The 21,231-nt window shown below is 70.9% G+C and carries 10 protein-coding genes; 3 read left to right on the top strand and 7 right to left on the bottom strand.

The annotated features are described in order from the left end of the window. Nucleotides 1-45 precede the first annotated feature (45 nt). Entirely contained in the window at nt 46-1,047 is a 1,002-nt protein-coding gene (locus ACFW2Y_RS14130; RefSeq protein ID WP_384877666.1) for a sigma-70 family RNA polymerase sigma factor, read from the bottom strand. Between the two features lie 467 nt (nt 1,048-1,514). Between ACFW2Y_RS14130 and ACFW2Y_RS14125 the strand changes: the two genes are divergently transcribed. Further along, complete coding sequence (locus tag ACFW2Y_RS14125; RefSeq protein ID WP_384877663.1) at nt 1,515-2,525, top strand: questin oxidase family protein; 1,011 nt, start codon at nt 1,515-1,517, stop codon at nt 2,523-2,525. Between the two features lie 118 nt (nt 2,526-2,643). Here the strand turns inward: ACFW2Y_RS14125 and ACFW2Y_RS14120 are convergent, their stop codons facing one another. Continuing rightward, a complete protein-coding gene (locus ACFW2Y_RS14120) occupies nt 2,644-3,450 on the bottom strand; it encodes a dioxygenase (protein WP_384877660.1) in 807 nt (268 codons plus the stop codon). 95 nt (nt 3,451-3,545) lie between these two features. Here ACFW2Y_RS14120 and ACFW2Y_RS14115 point away from each other — a divergent pair, with 95 nt between their 5' ends. After that, nucleotides 3,546-4,043: a MarR family winged helix-turn-helix transcriptional regulator gene (locus tag ACFW2Y_RS14115; protein ID WP_384877657.1), complete on the top strand. Its 498-nt coding sequence runs from the start codon at nt 3,546-3,548 to the stop codon at nt 4,041-4,043. Between the two features lie 37 nt (nt 4,044-4,080). Here the strand turns inward: ACFW2Y_RS14115 and ACFW2Y_RS14110 are convergent, their stop codons facing one another. Both ACFW2Y_RS14110 and ACFW2Y_RS14105 read right to left on the bottom strand, forming a co-directional pair. Continuing rightward, the gene (locus ACFW2Y_RS14110; RefSeq protein WP_384877655.1) at nt 4,081-5,610 is read right to left on the bottom strand and encodes an MFS transporter; all 1,530 of its coding nucleotides are present in this window, start codon (nt 5,608-5,610) and stop codon (nt 4,081-4,083) included. A 97-nt stretch (nt 5,611-5,707) separates the two neighbouring features. Then, the gene (locus tag ACFW2Y_RS14105) at nt 5,708-6,373 is read right to left on the bottom strand and encodes a TetR/AcrR family transcriptional regulator (protein WP_384877652.1); all 666 of its coding nucleotides are present in this window, start codon (nt 6,371-6,373) and stop codon (nt 5,708-5,710) included. Between the two features lie 281 nt (nt 6,374-6,654). Between ACFW2Y_RS14105 and ACFW2Y_RS14100 the strand changes: the two genes are divergently transcribed. Then, entirely contained in the window at nt 6,655-7,926 is a 1,272-nt protein-coding gene (locus ACFW2Y_RS14100) for a M6 family metalloprotease domain-containing protein (protein ID WP_384877649.1), read from the top strand. A gap of 135 nt (nt 7,927-8,061) precedes the next feature. On the opposite strand, the gene ACFW2Y_RS14095 is transcribed toward ACFW2Y_RS14100, so the two are convergent. The 3 genes from ACFW2Y_RS14095 to ACFW2Y_RS14085 all read right to left on the bottom strand — a co-directional run bounded on the left by ACFW2Y_RS14095 (nt 8,062) and on the right by ACFW2Y_RS14085 (nt 20,612). Next, nucleotides 8,062-9,690, bottom strand: a complete 1,629-nt coding sequence (locus ACFW2Y_RS14095; protein ID WP_384877669.1) for a class I adenylate-forming enzyme family protein — start codon at nt 9,688-9,690, stop codon at nt 8,062-8,064. 340 nt (nt 9,691-10,030) lie between these two features. Beyond that, the gene (locus tag ACFW2Y_RS14090) at nt 10,031-13,462 is read right to left on the bottom strand and encodes a HelD family protein (protein WP_384877646.1); all 3,432 of its coding nucleotides are present in this window, start codon (nt 13,460-13,462) and stop codon (nt 10,031-10,033) included. A gap of 2,845 nt (nt 13,463-16,307) precedes the next feature. Next, nucleotides 16,308-20,612 (bottom strand): FG-GAP-like repeat-containing protein, encoded by a 4,305-nt coding sequence (locus ACFW2Y_RS14085; RefSeq protein ID WP_384877643.1) that lies wholly within the window; start codon nt 20,610-20,612, stop codon nt 16,308-16,310. Nucleotides 20,613-21,231: the final 619 nt, after the last annotated feature.

Raw genomic sequence — 21,231 nt, 5'->3', positions numbered from 1 at the left:
GGCCCGGGAGGTCCCGGGCCCCTGCGGGGCCGCCGTGCGGCTTCCTCAGGCCACCGCGTCGAAGCCGGTGTCGTGGGCCATCTTCTTCAGTTCGAGCAGGGCGTGCTTCTCGATCTGACGGATCCGCTCGCGGGTCAGGCCGTGCTGCTTGCCGACCTCCGTCAGCGTCCGCTCGCGACCGTCCTCGATGCCGTACCGCATCCGAATGATGGACGCCGTGCGGTGGTCGAGCTTGTCGATCAGGTCGTCCAGCTCCTCGCTGCGCAGCAGGGTGAGGACCGACTGCTCCGGGGAGATCGCCGAGGTGTCCTCCAGCAGGTCGCCGAACTGGGTCTCGCCCTCGTCGTCCACCGACATGTTCAGGGAGACCGGGTCCCGCGCCCAGTCCAGGACGTCCGTGACCCGCTCCGCCGTCGAGCCGAGCTCCTCCGCGACCTCCGCGGGCTCCGGCTCACGCCCGTGCTCGCGGTTGAACTCGCGCTGCACCCGACGGATCCGCCCCAACTCCTCCACCAGGTGGACGGGGAGCCGGATGGTCCGGGACTGGTCGGCGATGGACCGGGTGATGGCCTGGCGGATCCACCACGTGGCGTACGTGGAGAACTTGAAGCCCTTCGCGTAGTCGAACTTCTCGACCGCGCGCACCAGGCCGGCGTTCCCCTCCTGGATCAGGTCGAGCAGCGGCAGCCCGCTGCGCGGATAGCGCCGGGCGACGGCCACCACGAGCCGCAGGTTGGACTTGATGAAGAGGTCCTTGGCACGCTCGCCCTCGGCGACCAGCGCTTCGAGCTCCTCGCGGGTCGCTCCGCCCGCCTCGCTCTCGATCTCCCCGTCGAGTATCTGCTGGGCGTAGACGCCGGCCTCGATCGTCTGGGAGAGCTCGACCTCCTTGGCGGCGTCGAGCAGGGGCGTGCGCGCGATCTCGTCGAGGTACATGCCGACCAGGTCGCGGTCGGCGATCTCCCCGCCCACGGCGCGAACGCTGCTTGCCCGTGCGGCCCCGCTCTGGGCGGAGGTCTGACGACGGGCGACGGCACGGGTTGCCATGCGTGCTCCCTTGCTGAGTAGGTCGCGACACCCTTCCGGGTGCCCTGCATCCGACGGAAACAACGACTGGAATCAGGACAGAATTCCCACCAGGCGCATGGATTTTCGCGATCATGCAGTATCCTGCGCGACTTCCGTCCGCACGGGCGTGCCACGGGGACCTGCGGAGGTGCAGGTCAGACCGGGCGCGGCGGGTGGCCCGGGCGCCCACGGCGGGGTCCACGACCACACTGTCGGTGAGACCGCCCTCACGTGCGGCGCCACCCCCTCAGACGCGCCGGCGCCCCGTGTGGTTGCCCGCCCGCACCCCCTCTCCCCCGGAAGCGGATCCCCTCTCGCCCGGGAGAGGACTCCCGCCGCCCGCCCGGGCCGGGTCCGCCTTCGGTCCCGGGGCCCGGTCCCCCGGACCGGAGGACTAGGTCCCGGGCCCGTTCCGCCGGCGCCGCGGCCCGGCCTAGCGTCGCCCCATGACCGACACCACCGGCATCCTCGACGAGGCCCTCGGCCGGCTCCACGCCACCGGCCCCGAACGCAACGGCTGGCTCACCAACCACGCCCCCATGGCCGTCGAGGCCCTGGTCCACCACGGCCAGGCCCCGACCGTGCACCGCTGGCTGGACCGCTACGCGGCCAAGCTGGAGGAACCACCGCCCGCACGCCTCCCGATCACGGCGGGCAGCTGGCGCGAGGCGCTCGGCGACCCGACCCGGATCACCGACTGGACCCGCTTCTTCGTGGACGAGCTGGCCGAGCGGCCCTGGCGCCCGGTCCTCGCCGAGTGGTGGCCCCGGCTGCTGCCCGGCATCGCGGGCGGAGCGACGCATCCGGTGATCCGCACCGGCCACGCCGTACGGACCCTGCTGACGTCCGCCGGGGAGACGGCCCCGCGCCGCGCCGAGCTGGCCCACGCCCTCGGCTACTGGGCGGCCCGCCACCAGCCGCTGGTGCCGCTGGTGCCGCTGGACGGGGCACCTTCCGCACGGGGTGCCCTCGACGCCGTACCACCGGTACCGGAGCAGAAGGGCGGGATCCGGGAGCGGCTCGCCCGGCTGACGGCGCTCCCCCGGTGGGGCGGAACGACGGACCCGGACGCGGCGGAGGCGCTGCTGACCGAGCTGGTGGCGGCGGCGACGCACCGCTACGCGTCGCACGGTCACGGCGAGCCGGTCATGCTGGTGCACGCGGCGACCGCACCCAATGCGGTCCTGCGGACCCTGCCCGCACTCCCCCGCGCACTGTGGGCACCGAGCGTGCGGGCGGCCTGGACGGCGGCAGCGGCGGTGACGGCGGCCTACGCGCCGCGCGAAGCCGCCCCGTACCGGGAGACGACGCTCACCGCCGAGGAGGTCTTCGAGCGGGCGGCCGTGCACGGCGACGACCACACGATCAAGTTCACCGACGCGGCGCTCGACGTCGGCGACCGGCCGGCCCTGGCCGCCGCGGTCCGTTCGGTGGAGCTGAACCCCCCGCTGGCGTAGCGGATCGACCCGAACGGGACGGACCTCCCCGGCGCTTCCCCGTCCGGGGCCCCGCCCCACGGCACCCCAACCGCTCCACGACACCCCGGCCGCCGTGCGGAGCCGACCGCCGCAGCGGTCAGCCGAACTGGACGGACCGCTTGGCCAGCCCCATCCAGAAGCCGTCGATCACCGACCGCTCCGCGTCGAGGTCCCCGGTCGCGTCCGCCGCGCCCAGGGTGACGAAGAGCGGGGCGAAGTGTTCGGTGCGGGGATGGGCGAGACGGCCGGCGGGCGAGGCGTGTGCGAAGTCGAGGAGGGCGTCGACGTCGCGGGCGGCGAGCGCCTCGCTCCCCCAGGCGTCGAACTCCGCGGACCAGCCGGGGACGCCGGGGCCGGTGTGCCGGAGGGCAGCGAGGTTGTGGGTGAAGAAGCCGCTGCCGACGATCAGGACGCCCTCGTCGCGCAGCGGGGCGAGCTTGCGCCCGATGTCCATGAGGCGGCGGGGGTCGAGGGTGGGGAGGGAGATCTGCAGCACCGGGACGTCGGCGGCGGGGTACATCTCGACGAGCGGTACGTAGGCGCCGTGGTCGAGCCCCCGGTCCGGGACGTCCTGCACGGGGGTGCCGGGTGCGCGGAGCAGTTTGCGGACGGCCTCGGCGAGCCGCGGGGCGCCGGGGGCCGCGTACTGGACGCGGTAGTAGTGCTCGGGGAAGCCCCAGAAGTCGTGGACGAGCGGGAGGGTCTCGGTGGCGCCGAGCGCGAGCGGGGCCTCTTCCCAGTGGGCCGAGACCATGAGGACCGCGGTGGGGCGGGGCAGGTCCGCGGACCAGGCGGCGAGCTGACCGGGCCAGATCGGGTCGTCGGCGAGCGGCGGGGCGCCGTGGGAGAGGTAGAGCGCGGGCATGCGTGCCCGCGTGGCGTCCGTTTCCGGCGTGGCGTTCATGGTGACCGCCCTCCCCATACTTGAAGCTTCAAGCTAACAGGTCCACCGTAGCGCGACATAGTTCAACTTTCAAGCACGAGTCGTACGATGGGGCCATGGGAGACACCACCGAACCCCGCTGGCTCACCGACGAGGAGCAGCACGTCTGGCGCGCGTACCTGCACGCCACCACGCTCCTGGAGGACCATCTCGACCGCCAGCTACAGCGCGACGCCGGAATGCCGCACGTCTACTACGGACTGCTCGTCCAGCTCTCCCAGGCGCCGCGCCGTCGGCTCCGGATGACGGAACTGGCCAAGAGCGCCAAGATCACCCGCTCCCGCCTCTCCCATGCGATCGCCCGGCTGGAGAAGAACGGCTGGGTGCGGCGCGAGGAGTGCCCCTCCGACAAACGCGGCCAGTTCGCCCGGCTGACCGACGAGGGGGTCGAAGTCCTCCGACAGAACGCCCCCGGTCACGTGACGGCCGTGCGCCAAGCCCTCTTCGACCGGCTCTCCCGCGAGCAGGTGGAACAGCTCGGCGAGATCATGCGCCTGATGGCCGCGGGACTCGAACCCACGGACGCGGACGCGGACCTGCCCTGGCTCCGCTGAACGCGCGGAACCAGGGCAGGTCGTCCGTGGACTCCGGTCAGTGGGCGACGACCGGCACCCTCACCTCGTCCTCCGCGCCCGCACCGGACCCGGCCACCATGCCGCCCCCGGGCCGGCCGGTGTTGACGAGCACGAAGGCGATCGTGGCCGAGAGGGCCAGGATGCCGACCGCCCACCAGATGGCCGCGGCATAGCCCTCGACCATGCCCTGGAGCTGGAGCAGTTGCTGCGCTGCCGGGGTGGTCGCGCCGGCGGCGTGGTCGGTCAGGTACGCGGTGGTGGCCGAGGCGGCGATCGTGTTCAGCAGGGCCGTGCCGATGGCACCGCCGACCTGCTGCGAGGTGTTGACCATCGCGGAGGCCACACCGGCGTCGCGCGGGTCCACGCCGAGCGTCGCCAGCGACATGGCCGGCATGAACGCGGTGCCCATGCCCAGGCCGAGCAGCAGCTGTGCCGGCAGGATCAGACCGGCGTACGAGGTGCCGATCTCCAGCTGGGTGAGGAGCAGCATGCCGACGCCGGCCGTCAGGAAGCCGGGGGCCATCAGGAACCGGGGCGGGACGCGCGTCATCAGCCGGGTGCCGATCTGGGTGGAGCCCACGATCATGCCCGCGATCATCGGCAGGAAGGCGAAGCCCGTCTTGAGCGGCGAGTACCCCTTCACGACCTGGAGGTAGTACGTCAGGAAGAGGAACAGGCCGAACATCGCGATGACGGCGAGACCGAGCGACAGGTAGACGCCGCCGCGGTTGCGGTCGGTCAGGACCCGCAGCGGCAGCAGCGGGGACTTCACCCGCGCCTCGGTGAGCACGAAGGCGACGAGCAGGACCACGGAGCCGACGAAGAGGCCGACGGTGCCGGCATCGGTCCAGCCGTCCGACTCGGCGCGGGTGAAGCCGTAGACGAGCGCGACGAGGCCCAGGGTCGACAGGACCACTCCGGGGATGTCGAGCGCGGAGCGGTTGCGGCCCCCCGCCGGCTCGCGGACGACGAGGTACGCGCCGACGGCGGCGACCACGGCGAACGGGATGTTGACGAAGAAGGTCCAGCGCCAGTTCAGGTACTGGGTCAGGAAACCGCCGAGGATCAGGCCCACGGCGCCGCCGCCGCCGGCGATCGCGCCGTAGATGCCGAAGGCCTTCGCGCGCTCCTTGGCGTCGGTGAAGGTCACGGCGAGCAGCGAGAGCGCGGCGGGCGCGAGGAGCGCGCCGAAGGCGCCCTGGAGCGCGCGGGCGCCGAGCATCGTCGCCTCGCCGGTGGCGGCCCCGCCGAGGGCGGAGGCGGCGGCGAAGCCGATCAGACCGGTGACGAAGGTCCGCTTGCGGCCCCACAGGTCGGCGATGCGACCGCCGAAGAGGAGCAGGCCGCCGAAGGCGAGGGCGTAGGCGGTGATGACCCACTGCCGGTTGCCGTCCGAGATCCCGAGGTCCTGCTGGGCGGAGGGCAGGGCGATGTTCACGATCGTCGCGTCGAGCACGACCATCAGCTGGGCGAGGGCGATGAAGACCAGCGCTTTCCAGCGGCCGGGATCCGGCACGGTCAGGGTGTTGTCGGGGACTTTCGGCATGGGTGGAGCCACCTCTTGGCGCGTACGGGCAGAAGGGGGTGCGGGGGAGTGCGGGTGGTGCACGTCGGGTCGGGGGCCGGACGCCCCCGGGCGGTGCTCAGGAGGAGGAGCAGGAGTCTCGCCTCAGGTCCTCCAGGGTCGCGGCCGTTCCCGGCAGTTCGGAGCGGGCGGGTGCTTCCAGGCCGTCGAGGAACAGCTGGAGGTGACGGCGGACGAACGGGGCGAAGGTCCCGCAGCCCGATCCGGGCAGCGGCCGGGTCAGCTGGGAGACCGCGACCATCAGGTCGCCGGCCCCGACGTCGGCGCGGAGCCGGCCGGCCCGCTGCGCGCGCCCGACGAGGCCCTGGACGGCCTCCTCCAGGCGCTCGCGTTCGGCGATCAGGTCGGGGTGGTCCTTGTCGAAGGCCCCGTCGAGCATCGGACACAGGGCTCCGACACGCTCGTCGGCGGCGCCGAAGGCGAAGCGGCGGAGGGCGGCGAAGGTGTCGTCCTCCTCCGCGACGGCCCGCTCGGCGAGTTCGACGAGACGGGCCATGATCGAGAGGACGACCTCGTGGACGAGGCCGTCCCGCTCGGGGAAGTTCCGGTAGAGGGTGGCGTTCCCGACGCCGGCCCGGCGCGCGATCTCGTCGTACGGCACCTGGGAGCCGAACTCGACGAACATCTCGCGGGCCGCCGTCACGATCCGCTCGCGGTTGCGCAGGGCATCGGCCCGCGGTCGGGGTACGCGGCGGGCGGGCGCGGTGTCTGCGGTGCTGGTCACGCCACGGCCTCCTCAACACTCACTCGGACGGGTCATCCGGGGAAGGAATCCCCACTTCGTTGAACACAGGCGTAAACGGGGACTGAGTCCCCGGTTATTTCCCACCCTCCCTGTGAGCCGCATCACAAGCTCCGGGGTCCGTCGGGTACCCACGATCGGGCCACCCGGCGCGCGCACCCGGCCCCTCCGTCACAGGCTGATCGCACGGCGCGGACCGCCGCACGGCGCGGACCCGCCGCAGAGGTCGTGCCGCCGACCTTCCCCCACCGGAGAGGCGACGCATGCAGCACCCCCGCCGACGGATACGCAGACCCGTCGCCCTGGCGGCGACCACGGCGCTCTCCCTCACCCTGCTCGCCTCCGCGAGCACCACCCTTCCCGGGCCGGCCCCCGCCTCGGCGGGCCCAGTGGCCGCCGCGCCGAGCGGCGCCCAGCTGGGGCCGTGCCGCATCTCCACCACGATGGGGGTGCAGATGTCGGAGGGCCTGCCCACGGCCCCCGGATACGTGCGCTCCACCGGCCTCGTCAGGGCCCTCAACCTGATGATCGACTTCCCGGACGCCCCCGGCGAGGGCACCGCCATGGGCCGCTTCCGCGAGTTCTTCCCGCAGACCGCCGACTGGTTCCGCGTCAGCTCGTACGGACGCCTGCACTACCAGGCCGAGGCCCCGGTGCCCGATTGGCTGCGGATGCCCCAGGCGTTCTCCGCGTACGGCATCGAGCGCGGATCCCCGTACGAGCCGGGATACCGCGCCCTCGTCGAGGACATCGTGAAGACCGCCGACCCTCGCGTCGACTTCAGCGCGTACGACCTGGTCAACGTCCTGGTCACGCCCAACGCAGGGCCCTCCGCCCTCGACACCGTCCTGTCGGTGACCTTCTCCGGCAACGACGACGCCCCCTACGCCGACGGCGTGCCGCTCGCCAACACGTCCTTCGTCTACAGCCGCCAGGACGACGGCTCCGGCAGCTTCGCCGAAACCGGCTACCGCGTCCTGCCGCACGAGAACGGCCACGTCTTCGGCCTGCCCGACCTCTACACCGCGGACGGCGGCGGCACGGTCGGCCACTGGGACATCATGTCCGAGGACTGGGGCGCCAACAACGACCTCCTCGGCTGGCACAAGTGGAAGCTGGGCTGGCTCGACAACGACCAGGTCAGCTGCGCCTCCGACCCCGGCACGGGCGACTACAGCCTGACCCCGCTCGCGCTCCCCGGCGGTCCCAAGCTCGCCTTCGTCCCGCTCTCCGAGACCTCCGGATACGCGGTGGAGGTCCGCAGCAAGGGCGGCAACGACGAGGCCGTCTGCGAGCAGGGCGTCCTCGTCTACCGGGTGGACTCCGACGTGGACACCGGCCACGGCCCGGTGACCGTCGCCGACAGCGAGCGGGCCAGCGGCGGCTGCACCCGCCGGGCCAATGTGCACGCGGAGCTTTCGGACGCCCCCTACGGCCCCGGCGAGACCTTCATCGACCGCACCAACGGCATCCGGATCACGGTGGTCGACGAGGACCCGTCGGGGACCTACCGGGTCCGCATCACCCGACGCTGAGGCCGACACCGAGGCCGGCACTGAGGCCGACACCGAGGCCGGCGCTGAGCCGGCACATCCCCGGGGGCGCCGGGCCCGCGGGTCCACGTCGGGCCCGGCCCGGCGGTCCGCACCGGCCCGCCGGTCGGCACCGGGTCAGCCGCCGAACAGGTTCCTGAGCTCCCGCTTGAGGAGCTTTCCCGTCGGGTTCCGGGGCAGCTCGGCCTCCCGCAACAGGACCCGGACCGGCACCTTGAAGGCGGCGAGCCGCGCACCCACGTGGGCCCGCAACTCCTCGCCCCCGACCACCGCCCCGGGCCGCAGCCGCACGACGGCCACGACCTCCTCCCCGAGCAGCGGATGCGGAACGCCCAGCACGGCCGCGTCCAGGACGGCCGGGTGCCGGTGCAGCACGCTCTCGACCTCGACGCAGTACACGTTCTCCCCGCCACGGATCACCATGTCCGTGAGCCGGTCGACGATGCTGACCCGCCCGGCCCCGTCGACCCGGGCGAGGTCACCGGTCCGGAACCAGCCGTCCTCGGTGAAGGCGGCACGGGTCGCCTCCGCGTCCCCCCAGTACCCGCGGACCAACGACTGCCCGCGCAAGCACAGCTCCCCCACGCCCTCCGCGTCGGGCCGCTCGATCCGCACCCCGGTCACCGGCGAGGGCCGCCCGACGCTCTCGGGGTGCGACCGGTACTCGGCCCCCACGTTCGACAGCACCCCGCCGCACGTCTCGGTCAGCCCGTAGCCGTTGCGCGGCTCGATCCGCTCGCCGTAGCCGTCGACGAGCCCCCCGACGATCCCCGGCGGGGCGGCGGCGCCACCGGTGCTGAGGAGCGTGAGGCTCTGCAGCGGATCACCGGTGCTCCGGGCCAGGTCGAGGAGTTGGAGCGCCGTGGTCGGCACCCCGGCGAAGTGGGTGACCGACTCCTCTCGGATCAGTTCGAGGGCCCGCCCCGCATCCCACTTGCTCATCATCACCAGGGTCCCGCCGGCCGCCATGACGGCGTAGAAGGACGTGAAGGCGGCGACGTGGAAGAACGGGAACGTGGTCAGCGAGACCGGCGCCGGCCCGGTCCCTGGCACCTCCCCGCGCGCCAGGGCCGCCGCGGCGGCGAAGTACCGCGGGTTCATGGCGGCGCCGACCTGCGCACGGTGGGTGGCGACGGCCCCCTTGGGACGCCCGGTGGTGCCGGAGGTGTACATGATGGTGGCGTCCTGCTCGGGCAGGACGTCGACGGCGGGCGGACCCGGCACCGGATCGGTGTCCGGCACGTACGCGACGAACCCGGCGGTCCCCTCCCCCGGGGCCGCCCCGTCCCCGAAGACGATCCCGGGCACGGCGTTCCGCACGGCCCACTCCCGCACCCGCCCGAGCCGCTCCCCGTCGACCAGCAGCACCCCGGGCGCGCAGTCGTCGAGCGCGTACGCGAACTCCTCCTCGGTCCACCAGGCGTTGAGCGGCACCGCGACGAGCCCGGCGAGCTGCGCGGCCCAGAAGGCGACGTGCCACTCGGGCAGGTTGCGCATGGCCACGACAGCCCGGTCCCCGGGCCGCAAGCCGTACTTCCCGACGAGCCGGCGCGCGAGCCCGCAGGAAGCGTCGAAGAACTCCCGGTAGCCCATCCGCACGCCCTCGGACACGAGGAACGGCCGGTCCCCGTAGGCCCAGGTCACCTCGACGAACTCCCGCAGGGTCTGCGGCCCGCCGACGAAGACGCCGTCCTCGACGGCGAAGGGCGCCCCGACGGCCGTCAGCCGCTCGACCCCACCAACCATCTCCACACCCTCCCCTTGGACACCCGCTGGACACCCGCGCAGCCACCCTAGGCCAGCGGTCCGCGTCCGTCGTGGTGACGACGACCACCCGGCCCGGCCGGTGGTTCCGCCCACCGCGACCGGGACGCCCCCGAAGGCCGCAGCCGGACGGGGGGAACCCGGAGGCCGGTGCGGGAGCGGCCCCCCGCTCAGCCCAGTCGGTCCGCGAGCGCTCCGGCGAGGTCCCCGAGCCACCGCTCGCCGTCCGGGGAGCCGTCCCCCTCCGCCCCGTCCGGTTCCCTTCGGGCGTACCGGCGGGGCGTGTTGCAGAGGCCGGGGCGCCAGGTTCTCCCGTCGGGGGCTACGCCCCGGCGGATCCCACCGCCACCTCCGCGTTCTCACCGCCCCAACCGGCCGGGTCCCGCCAGATCACATGGACGTGGAAGACGTCGCGGATCATGTCCGCGGACCATTCCTCGGCGGGCGGTTCGGGGAGCACGAGGTAGAGGCCGTCGGCCCGTTCGGGCAGCGTGTGGTTGATCTCCAGGAGTCGGGTCGCCCCCTCCCGGAGCCCCGCGTAGGTGGAGCGTCCGGCGCCCAGGACCTCGTAGAGGAAGAGGCCCCGCCCGGTGGCACAACTGACGTCGACGACCGTCGAGTCGGTCGGCTGGAGGTCGGCCCAGAGGAGGGACGCCTTCAGTGCGTGGCGGACCGCCTCGTGCTTCTTGCACGTCCGGTCGGCCCCGGCAGCCGCCTCCAGCGTGCGCAGCACGTCGTCCCGTCCGGTCGCCGGCCGGACGGAGATCTCGTCCACAGTGGTCATCTGGGCGTCTTCCTTCTGTTCGAGTGTCTGGGGGGCGGCAGGAGCCGTGGTGCGGGAGTCCGGTTCCTCGGTGGTGGGGGCGAATCGCTCCTGGAGCCGTCGCCGCGCTTCGGCGAGCGGACCCGCCCAAGCGGAAGCCGCCAGCTGTTCCGCAAGCCGGCCGGTGTCGAAAGTGCCTTCCTTGAGGGCGCGGTGGGTGGTCGCGGCGAGGTCGCGGAGGATCCCCAGCCGTTCCCGGTCGGGTTCGCCGAAGAGGTGGAGCACGTCGACCCAGTCGGCCTGGTCCCGTCGGAGGATGCGGTTGGCCATGCCCTGGAGCTCGGAGAGACGACCGTGGGCGTCGGGCACCTCGCCCTCGCCGCCGACCAGTTCGGCGAGTACGTCCAGTGCCGTCAGGTAGCGTCCCGCCATCCGTTCCGAGATCGGCGACCGGCCGCGCCGGTCGGCGGTGAGCACCGTCTGGCCGGTCTCGTTGGCGAACACCCAGCAGTCCAGTTCTTCGCCGCGGCGCGGGGGGACCGAGCCGTGGCGGACGGTGAGGACGAGCGGCCGGTCGATCACCGGGGACAGCGGCTTGACCTGGTAGCGGCCCCCCGGGGTCCGCTCCATGACCTCGACCCTGATGTCGGTGCCGACCCGGGGCAGCCTTCCGGTCCCGCCGCCCTCCGGTCGGGCGTCGGACGCCGCCGGCACCGCACCGTCCCCGTCCCCGGCTCCGGCTCCGGCTCCGGTGAGCGCCTCCGGCAGGGGGGTGGTGTGCAGGACGGTGAGGCTCTGGGTGCTGCGGGTGAGGGCCACGTACAACTGGCGCAGCCCGGCGGGGCCGCGGTCGGCGATGGTGGCGGGTTCGACGACCAGGACGTGGTCGTACTCCATGCCCTTGGCCTGGTTGGCGGCCAGCACGGACACGGTCTCGCGGTCCTGCGCGGCGATGTCGTCGCCCCCGTCGATCCGGCGGCCGATCGCGTCCAGCCAGTCCGAGTCGTCGGGGACGACGACGGCCACGGAGCGGGGGGTGCTGCCGTCGCTGGTGTGCACGAGGCGGGCCACGTGGGCGACGGTGTCGTCGAGCAGCCGCCACGGTTCGGTGGCCACGGTCCGCACGGCGCCCGCCCCGACCTCGCGGACGGCCCGCGGGTACGGCAGGTCCGGGGCGACCGTCCGGGCGAGAGGGGCGACGAACTCCATGATCTCGGCGGGGACGCGGTAGCTGGTGTCGAGCCGGGCCACGCTCCAGTCGCCGTGGTCGGAGAGGAGCGCGCCGAGCAGGTCCCAGCTCGTCGGGAGGTGGGCGCCCGTCGCCTGCGCGAGGTCGCCCAGGACGGTCATGGAGCCGCCCGCGGCACGGCGCCGCCGCAGGGAGCGGGCCTGCATGGGCGTGAGGTCCTGGGCCTCGTCGACGACGATGTGGCCGTACCGCGGCGGGGTGTCCCCGCTGATCAGCACCCGGAGCTCCTCCAGGCAGACGCGGTCGTCGAGGGTCCACGGGTCGGCGTCGGCGCTGGCGGCGCGGGCCCGCAGCAGGGCTGCCTGCTCGTCCTCGTCGAGGATGTCGGCGGCGCAGTCCCGCAGGAGGTCGGCCGAGTCGTAGAGGCTGCGCAGGGCCTCCCGGGGCCCGGGGGACGGCCAGACCCGTTCGAGGAGGCGCTCGACCCGGCGGTGGCGCTCCAGATCCCGGCGGATGGTGCCGGTCTGTCCGCGGCGCGGTGCGATGTCGGCGAGCTCCTGCAGAAGCCGGTCGACCAGGAGGCCCCGGAAGCGGTCGCGCCGCTCCCGGAAGGGTCCGTCGCCGGCGTGGGCCCGGTCGAGGAGGGCGAGTACCTCGGGCTTCGGCACGCGCAGGGTCGTACTGCCGGCGGTGACGACGATCGCGGGCTCATCGCCCTCGAAGGAGGGCTCGACGGTGAGGGCGTCGAGGGCCTCGGGGCGGTAGTCGCTCTCGACGCGGCGTCGCAGCACGGCCGCCATGCGGTCGTCCGACTTCACCAGGCGCGCCTTCGAGGAGTCGGTGCCGAGGACCTCGCCCTCCCACAGCCGGTCCAGCTGGACGGCGTTGACGTCCCGGGTGCCGAGGGTGGGCAGGACCTGCCCGACGTAGTCGAGGAAGCGCTGGTGCGGGCCGATGACCAGGATGTCCTGGGCCTTGAAGTGCTCGTTGTTGACGAGCCAGGTCACTCGGTGCAGACCGACCGCCGACTTGCCGGTACCGGGACCGCCCTGCACGACGAGGATGTCCGAGGGCGAACCGGTGACCAGTTCCATCTGGTCGCGCCGGATGGTCTCGACGATGTCCCGCATCCGGCCGCGGCGGGACCGCTGGAGCTCCCGCAGCAGGAAGTCGTCGGGCTGGAGCGGCTTCCGCCGCTGCCACCGTACGACGTCGCCGGGGGTGGGCACCGGCGTGCGTTCCGGGACGGGGGGAACCTCCGTTTCCCCTTCTCCCGGCGCGTCCTCGTCGACGGGCCGCCGGGGCCGCGGTACGGCGGCGGGCTCGGGTCCGCCCGGTGGCGCGGGAGCGGTGGCGTGCTCCGTCGGGGATATCTCGTCGAAGTAGCCCTCGACGATCCGCTGTACGCAGCGGAGTTGTCGGCGCAGGACCACCTCGTCCGGGTCCTCGGGCCGGGCCTCGATCCACTTCTTCGCCAGGGGGCTGGTCCACAGCAGGACGACCGGATCGTTCGCGTCGTCCTTGACCCCACGGCGCCCGATGTACCACGGCCGGGGCTCTCCTCCCGGTTCCTCCGGGGCGTCGACGCGAGCGAAGACCAGGGCCTCGTCGCCGAGCCCGCCGTAGGCCTCCGCACGGGCCTCCGCATCGGCCCGGTTGGCGATTCCGTCCTTGCCGCTCGCCGAGGCGGTGGCGGCCGAAGTGCCGCTCAGTTCGGCAAGTTTCGCGGTGTAACAGTCGTACGCGTGATCCACCGCCCGCTGTTCGCCGGCGAGGATCTCGTCCCGAGTGGTGGTGCTCATCTGCGTCCTCCCTGCGGTGCCGGGGAACACCGCCACGAGCGCATGCCCGTACCCCGCTCAAACAACTACCAGAGAGCGGATGGTGACGAACAGTCAGGATGCTGCCCCCGGACCAAATGATCGAATTCGATCCGTCGAGCACACATACGACGGCGACCGGGTCAGACTTCGTGCACCGGAAAGTCGGGGGAAAAGCCGGGGCACCGGGTGTCCTCCGAGGAACGGAAGGCACCCCTGCGGGCGACGGAGCCCCCGAGGCGGGGCCACCGAGGCGGAGCCACGACACGGCCTCGGTTTCGTGCACGGGCATCGATCCGTGAGCGCTCGTGCCGCCGGCCCGGCTGCGGAAGGGACCGGACCGGCACGCGGTCAGGAGTTCTCGGCAATCCCTCCGCCGGCCACGACCAGCTGGTACGTTCCCGCCGCATCGATCGGCCGCGGTGTGCCGAGGGGGATCTCCCCTCGCACGGCGGGACCGGTCAGGAAGTCGTCCCTCCGGTAACCGGGTGCGATCACCTCGCTGTCTCCCCGTCTCGGCGCCTGGCCGGCCAGCACGGCCCGGTCCAGCCAGTCCGCGGCCGATGGCAATGCCGATGGCAATTTCGTGGTCGCCGTCCCAGGAGGGGGCGTCGCGGACGTGGACGGTCGTGGGTGGGACCGGTCCGGAGCGGACGGTGCGGGTGCGTCGGTGGACCGGGAGCCCTGCGGTGCGTCGCCTTCGCGCCGAGCGGTGCAGGCGGTCAGGGCGGCGTCGCGAAAGCGGCCGCCACTGAGAACCGACGGTGCAGGGCAGGTGCGTTTCCCCTTGCTTCTCCGTGGTGCAGTCGTCCTTGTCAGGAGTGGCCGTGCGGGCGCAGGCGGCTTGGCGTCCCCCGTGCCGCCGGGCGGACGGACGTCGCCTCCTTCATCACCTCCGCCCTTCCAGGGGGTCCCCGGGGCCGATTCCACCGGCTGGTGTCACAGGTGTCCGGGCTCGGGCTTACGCCCCCGGTGACCTCGGGGAAGACGTCGGTCGACGGGTGACCACGGGTGAAGAGCACCTGGCCGTCACAGCTGGTGTCCAGTGGGGTGAGCGTCGCCCCGTGCGGCGTGTGGGGCGACGCGAAGGCATGCGTCGCAGCCGCGCGTGACGACAACGGGAACTACCCACCAGAACGGACACGCCTCCTCGCCCCGCACCGCCGACACTCGACCACGCCGAGCCACACCTCCACACACTCCACCAGGAAAGTGCAGGTCAAGAGGCCTGCAGCAACACATAGCCGTGCACAGCGACAACGGAGGAGACCTCGGTAACCCCTATCCGCTAGGCTGTCAGCGGTCAGTCGGCCTTCAGGGCACCTGCCCGGGAAAGTGTCCCTCCGGACCCACCCGACAGGATCCCTGACGGAGGTCTGACCATGGCGTTTGCCTTACTCCGCCCGGCATCCCCCACTGGGGTTTCCGGCACGGTTTTCGGCAAGCCCCGCCTTCGTAGGATGTGCCTAGAACGACGAATCCCCAGGTCAGAGCGGCTCTTCCTCAGAGCCTCGAAACGTGTTTCCCGATTCTCCAAACGCCACAGGTGAGACCGCACCTCGGCCCTGTCCTTCACGACTGGCTCAGGTTCCCTGCGATTTCGCCCGCTGCCTGAGTCCTGCCACCAGCAGGACACCAGGCCACCTGCTCCGTCGCTCCGTAGTCAGGGCGGCTCGTCTTCGCTCCTGTGGCCGCGCGATGGCCGCATCGATGAGACGGGCGAACCTAGCGTCACCTGCTTCGCACACTCAAGAACGTTGGCTAAGCGGGGTCGCCTGCCGCCACCGCACACATGCAATGGCGGGGGCGTCCGAAAACGCCCCCGCCACCCTTCGGGACTTCCGGGGAGCTGACGCTACGAGAAGGTCAGTCGTTCGACCTCGCGAAGGCCGGCGACCTGGAGCGTCACCTCAAGATCACCGACCGCAAGTTCGGCCAGCTGGACGTAGTACACGCCCGGCCGCCCGACCCGGATGCCGGGTTCCTGACGAACGTCGATGCCACGCTCTTGCCGCGGGACGTGACAGACGTGATCCGTGCCCCGCGCTCCGTGAGGAGCACGACCATCCATGCCTCGTGAGTTGTGCCGGGGCCGAGCACGGGCGTGACGCGCGCGCCGGGCTTCCAGTCGACCGTGGACGGGTCACCGCACCTCCGGTTGTTGTCCGCGCCGGATGCCGCCGCTTCCGCCAGGTACAGACGACGTTTGGGGGTCTCCCAGAGGAACGTCGCAGAATCCTGTCTGGTCACGACTTCGGAGCTCCCTGCCTCGGTGGGGTGCTCACCTGCCTCAGCTCAGCGGTCCGGTCGGCCGTCGGCGGCATGGTCGAAGGCGAGACGCTCGAGGCCGAACCGGTGGGCCTGATAGCAGGCGGCTTCTCGACACCAGCGCCGCACCCGGGGAGCAGGCCCAGCGCCAGAGGAACCGCAGTTGCGCGCATGAGGCTTCTCATCGTGGCTGTACCCCGAGGGTCTGCTTCGCATCGAAAGCGATCCGATTCGAAGGGATCTTCGAGTAGGTCACGGGCTTCCAGGTGGTCACGTCGAAGGTCCCCCAGGTCTTGGTCGTGGTCCGACCGTCAAGATGGCGGTACGCCGTCGTGTAGACCGACAAGACCCCGCTGGGTGACAGCCCTGCGCGATCCCCTTCTTGGCATCCCAGGTCTTCGTGATGGCCTGCGTGTCGGCCCTCGCCTTCGTCTCCGAGTCGGTCCAGGCCCAGGAACCGCTGGTACCGGTACTGACATTCAGCTTGCCTTCGGCCACGAGCAGGGATCTTCTCCCCCACTGGTCCCGAGTACTACTCGGGACCAGTGGACCGACCGGATTACTGGATCGAGAGCTGCTGCTCCAGGAAGTAGACCCGGGAGTAGGTCCAGTTCCCAGCCGGTGCGTACCAGCCGGCCACGGTGCCGTTCAGCTTGCCGTCGCCCTTGCCTGTCCAGGTAAACGTCCTGACGCTGCCGTCGCTGTACCCGTAGAAGCCGCCGAAGTCATCGAATCCATCGCCGTTGAAGTCGCCGGTGACGAGCTTGACGTTGGCCCGCGTCATGTTGCCTGCGGGCGTCGACCACGCCTCGTACGTCGAGGTGAAGGTCCCATTGGCATTGCTCGGGAAGGCAATGATCGCGTCGTGACCGTCCACGTAGTCGTACCAGGCGGCCACGTCGTCCCGGCCGTCGCCGTTGAAGTCGCCCGCGTGGAAGGACGTACGGGCCCAGTCTCCCCACGTCCTGGCGTACCACGAGGCCACCGGCACGAACGTGTTGTTGGCCGTCGCGGTGAACGTCCAGATCTTCTCGTCGCCGTTCGAGTAGCCGTAGAAGGCTGCGAGGTCGTCCCTGCCGTCGCCGTTGAAGTCACCGGTGACGGTCTTGGCGCGGGACTGCTCCCAGCTGTTGACGCCGGTCCAGTAGTTCACCGGGTTGTTGAAGGTGCCGTTGACCGTGGCGGTGAAGGTGAAGATGGTGTCATCACCGTTGGCGTAGTCGTACCAAACAGCCACGTCGTCCCGGCCGTCGCCGTTGAAGTCACCGCTGTACGGCGTCATCCGGGAGAACGTCCACTGCCCCGGCGCTACCTTCCAGGACTTGACGGGTGCGTTGAACGTGCCGTTCCCCTTGCCGAGCCAGGTGATGAGCGCGACCGAGCCGTCGGAGTAGCCGTAGACGGAGGCGGCGTCGCCGATACCGTCGCCGTTGAAGTCGCCCGTGACCCGCTTCATATTTCCGGCGTAGTAGTTACCGGCGGCGACGTGCCAGGCCTGCACCGGATGGGCGAAGGTGCCGTCCGAGTTGGTCGCGAAGGTGTGGAGCGCGTCGTCGCCGGCACCGAAGTCGTACCAGTCGGCCATATCGCTGCGGCCGTCGGCGTTGTAGTCGTGCCGGATCGACGATCCGCTCGACCAGAGCGACTGGCTCTTCACATTGAAGACCACCAGGTCGCCGCGGTCCTGCAGGAGCGCGTAGCCGCCGGCGGCAGATGTCTTCGACTCCCAGGCGACGGTGGTGCCGTCCGCCTTGAGGACCACGAGGTTGCCGTCGCCGCGCATGTGGGCGGTGGCGCCGGTATTGCCCGCGGTCTTGGTGGACCACAGGACCTTGCCGGTGACGGAGGTGATGACGAGGTTGCCGTCGTTCTGCATCGTCAGCTTGGCCGACCGCGAGGACACGGACTGCCCGGCGGCCAGGGTGGTGCCGGTGGGGATCCGCGCGCCGCCGGCGATGCCGTCGATGACAAAAGCGGCGCCGAAGGACTTGTTGTCGGTGCCGGGGATCTTGCCGTACCAGCCGAGCATCGTGTTGTCGGTCTTGCGGGCCCACAGGTCCGCGATGCCGTCGCCGCTGACATCGCCGACGGACCCGATCGCCGGGTACGCATAGGCCTGGTAGCCGACCGCGATCTTCACCCGGCCCGCCGTGTTGCCCCAGGTCGTCGGGTCGAGGTACCCCTTCGCGCCCTTCTGACCGTACGAGCGGTAGATGTCGCCCGTGGCGTCTTCACGCATCCACAGGTCGGCCACGTTGTCACCGTTGACGTCGCCGGGGGCGATCACGGTGAACTTGTCCCAGTCGCCCTCGCCCACGAGCACCGGTGACCGCGTGTTGCCGAGGTCCAGGTCGTACGTGGCCCGGTTGCCGTAGTACGCCCACAGGAACTTGCCCTGCTTGACCAGCAGGTCGGGCTGGGTGTCACCGTTGATGTCACCCGGCGCGATGATCTGCTCGGCGTTGTACCAGTGGTCGTCGCCGGTCCAGCTCTCGTCGTCACCGAAGCAGCCGAGCTCCTCGTTCTTCACGGGGCAGGAGACCGTGAGCTCGGTGGGACCGCCATTGATGACACCGCGGCCGTTGTTCGGGTAGGTCCAGAGCTTCTTCTTCTTGTCGACCTCGTCGTACTCCAGGGCGACCAGGTCGTTGTAGCCGTCCTGCTGCCAGTCCCCGCGGGACTCGACGTCGGCACCGGTGAAGTACTTGCCGCCGTTGGTGGCCGCGGCGAAGGTGCCGTTGCCCTGCCCCGCGTAGGTCAGCAGGGTGCCGTTGGAGTCGACGTTCCAGATGTCGCTGTTGTTGTCGCCGTTGAGATCCGCCGGCAGGTCACGGGTATGCGAGCGCGTGGCGTAGTAGACGTACGTGGCCGTGTCGGAGCGGTTGCCGGCCTTGTCGACGCTGTACGCGTAGACGAAGTGCGGGCCGTAGCCGGGAGGGGTCACGGAGGCCGCGACGCCGGGCGCCGTCTCGCTCGGGTCGGGGTTGTAGTCGGTCCACCAGACGTAGTGGGCCACGTCGGCGACGCTGTTGGGGTCGAAGGTGAACTGGCCGGTCTGGCGGGCCTTTCCGGTCACGGCGGGCCAGCCGTTCTCACCGTTGGGGAACAGCGTCGAGGCGATCACCGGCGGCTTGCTCGGCCGGGTCCGGTCGATGGTGAACTTACAGGTCGACGACCAGCCGGAGTACGCGTTGTCCTGGTCCTTTGTGCGCGCCTTCCAGGTCCAGTCGCCGGTTGGCAGGTCGGCATCGGGGACCGCCCAGGTGGTGACCCTGCCCTTGTTGGCGGGCAGGGCCACCGTCTTCGTCGGCGTAGTTGCGCCGTCCTTGAACAGCTGGAACTCTGCGGTGAGGTTGCCACCGTCCTTGTCGTCGAAGGTTGCGTACAGGCTGACCCGGGTGTTGCCGATCAGTCCGCCGGCCGCGCACGAGGTCCTCGGGTTGGTGCCCAGGCCCTTCGGGGTCTTCGGCGGGTTGTTGTAGACAGTCTCCAGGATGGCCGTCTTGGGGTCGAACTTCTTCCAGGCGAAGGTGTCGGTCTCGTCCGAGGCGTACAGACCGAAGGTGATGTTGGACCATCCGCCGGCGGCCGCGTCGCGGATCGCGGACGTGGTGTCGAACTCGAGGTTGCCGGCCGCGCAATCCTTGCTCCAGCCCTTGGCGTCGTCGACAGTGGCGAGTTTCGCCTTCTTCTGGGGCTGCTTGGTCCACGTGGTCTGCTTGGAGATGCCGGTGGTGCGCCAGAGCTCGACCGGGCGATCCTGGCAGGACCAGGACCAAGTGTTGCGGATCCGGAAGACCGAGCTCTTGACCTGCGCATACTTGGTGTCACTGGTGTCGAGCTGGACGAACGACCGGGACACGCGGTTCGAACCGCCACTCTCGGCCTCGTAGCCGACCCGGATCGGGTCCTTGGTGTTCCAGAACGAAGTCGTCGGGTACTGCTTGTAAACCCGGGTCCAGTTCTGCTTCTCACCCCAGGCCCAGGACGGGTCGATGTAAACCGGGTACTGCGTGTCCGCGCTGGTCAGCAGCTCCTGGTCCGGCTTGATCTCCAGGGTGTCCCCGGTGACCGTGGTCGGCATCTGGGCGTCCTGCGCACCTGGCGCCGGCTCGAAGACGTCGGCCGGAGCCGGGGTCGCCCCCTCGGTCTCTGTCGTCGTGGCGGCGTACGAGGTCTGCATCATGGTCGTCGCACCCGAACCGCTGGTGGCGGTGGTGGAGTCCCACATCAGCGGCGAGGGGCTGGTGAAGACGGTCTGGCCGGCCGGGTTCACCGCGCTCACGCTGCCGGTGTCGGCATCGGTGCGCACGTTCAGGCCGATGGTGTCCAGCTTGTACTTGAGCGCGGCCAGCTCGGGATTCTTGGCCGCGTCGGGGGTCTTGACGACCAGGAGCTGGGAGAAGCCCTCGATCTCCGCCTTGAGCTGGAGGTCGACGCCCGGCAGGACCTCGGCGTAGGTCGCCACGTTCTCGGCCAGGGTCGGGGTGGGCAGCGGCTTGGGCCAGGTCAGTGACAGCGAACGGCCGTCCTTGACGCCGGTCAGGAGCGGCCCGGTGCCGCCGCCTGAGAAGATCACGTCGACGGTGGACGCCTTCGGGGTGACCGTCCCTGACGTGGTGAACACCAGAGTGGGATCCGTGGGAACCCAGGCACCGTCTTGGAGCAGCCGTACCGGCGTGCCGTAGCGCTTGACCGACCACATCCCGTCCGGCAGGGCCCAGGTGTCCGTCGATTCGGTGCGGGCCGAGACGAGCTCGTATGGCTGGCCGGTAGCCGCCGCCTGTTCGAGCGCGTAGTCCTCCTCGGACTTGGAGCCGTCGGCCACGGGGTCGGACGCCACGGCCACGGCAGTGGGCGCCATCCCGGGAAGCGCGAGGATCCCGGACGTGGAGAGCGCCCCCGCGAGTGCGAAGGAAATCCCTCGCGCGACCAGACCATATTTTCCTGGCGTGTCGTGATGCCATCTTATTTCGGACAGCAACCGTCTTCCTTCAGACACACATACCCCCTTGATGAGCGACAATCCCCTGGACTGTATCTCCCCGGCTGACAGCACCAACCGCCAAACCCTGCTTACCGAGGAGATATCGACCCTGAATCCAGTTCACCCCGACTGATCCACTTCGCCATGGTTTTAACCTCTGGGAACCCTAGGCCCCCTTTTGCGCGCAAAAAAGAGAAATACCTCATCGGGCACCTGTTAACCTTCCGGCGTCTTTCCTCGGTAAGGCATTTCTCTAGGGGGTATGAATGAGACACATCCGCAGGCCCGGCCTGCATGTGTTCCTGACTGCCGCAATTTTGGCCGGGATACTTCCCGGCGCCGCGGCGGCCGCAAGTTCGGATGGTGGTCCACAGCTACCGGATCCGAAGCAGCCCAAGCCCGTCGCAGTGAAAAAGGTCGCGATGGGGGGCGTCAAGAAGGCCGACGCCGCGACCGCCCACGCATGGCACCAGAAGGCCCTGCAGGCGACCTGGCC

It is taken from the genome of Streptomyces sp. NPDC058877, assembly GCF_042742855.1.
GTDB lineage: Bacteria > Actinomycetota > Actinomycetes > Streptomycetales > Streptomycetaceae > Streptomyces.
Note: the sequence above shows the minus strand (reverse complement) of the source record. Positions and strands in the feature narration are given on the sequence as shown.

Excerpts from the sequence above, each read along its gene's own strand:
- ACFW2Y_RS14130 (WP_384877666.1), bottom strand. The coding sequence starts at position 1,047 with ATGGCAACCCGTGCCGTCGCCCGTCGTCAGACCTCCGCCCAGAGCGGG.
- ACFW2Y_RS14125 (WP_384877663.1), top strand. The coding sequence starts at position 1,515 with ATGACCGACACCACCGGCATCCTCGACGAGGCCCTCGGCCGGCTCCAC.
- ACFW2Y_RS14120 (WP_384877660.1), bottom strand. The coding sequence starts at position 3,450 with ATGAACGCCACGCCGGAAACGGACGCCACGCGGGCACGCATGCCCGCG.
- ACFW2Y_RS14115 (WP_384877657.1), top strand. The coding sequence starts at position 3,546 with ATGGGAGACACCACCGAACCCCGCTGGCTCACCGACGAGGAGCAGCAC.
- ACFW2Y_RS14110 (WP_384877655.1), bottom strand. The coding sequence starts at position 5,610 with ATGCCGAAAGTCCCCGACAACACCCTGACCGTGCCGGATCCCGGCCGC.
- ACFW2Y_RS14100 (WP_384877649.1), top strand. The coding sequence starts at position 6,655 with ATGCAGCACCCCCGCCGACGGATACGCAGACCCGTCGCCCTGGCGGCG.
- ACFW2Y_RS14095 (WP_384877669.1), bottom strand. The coding sequence starts at position 9,690 with ATGGTTGGTGGGGTCGAGCGGCTGACGGCCGTCGGGGCGCCCTTCGCC.
- ACFW2Y_RS14090 (WP_384877646.1), bottom strand. The coding sequence starts at position 13,462 with ATGAGCACCACCACTCGGGACGAGATCCTCGCCGGCGAACAGCGGGCG.
- ACFW2Y_RS14085 (WP_384877643.1), bottom strand. The coding sequence starts at position 20,612 with ATGGCGCCCACTGCCGTGGCCGTGGCGTCCGACCCCGTGGCCGACGGC.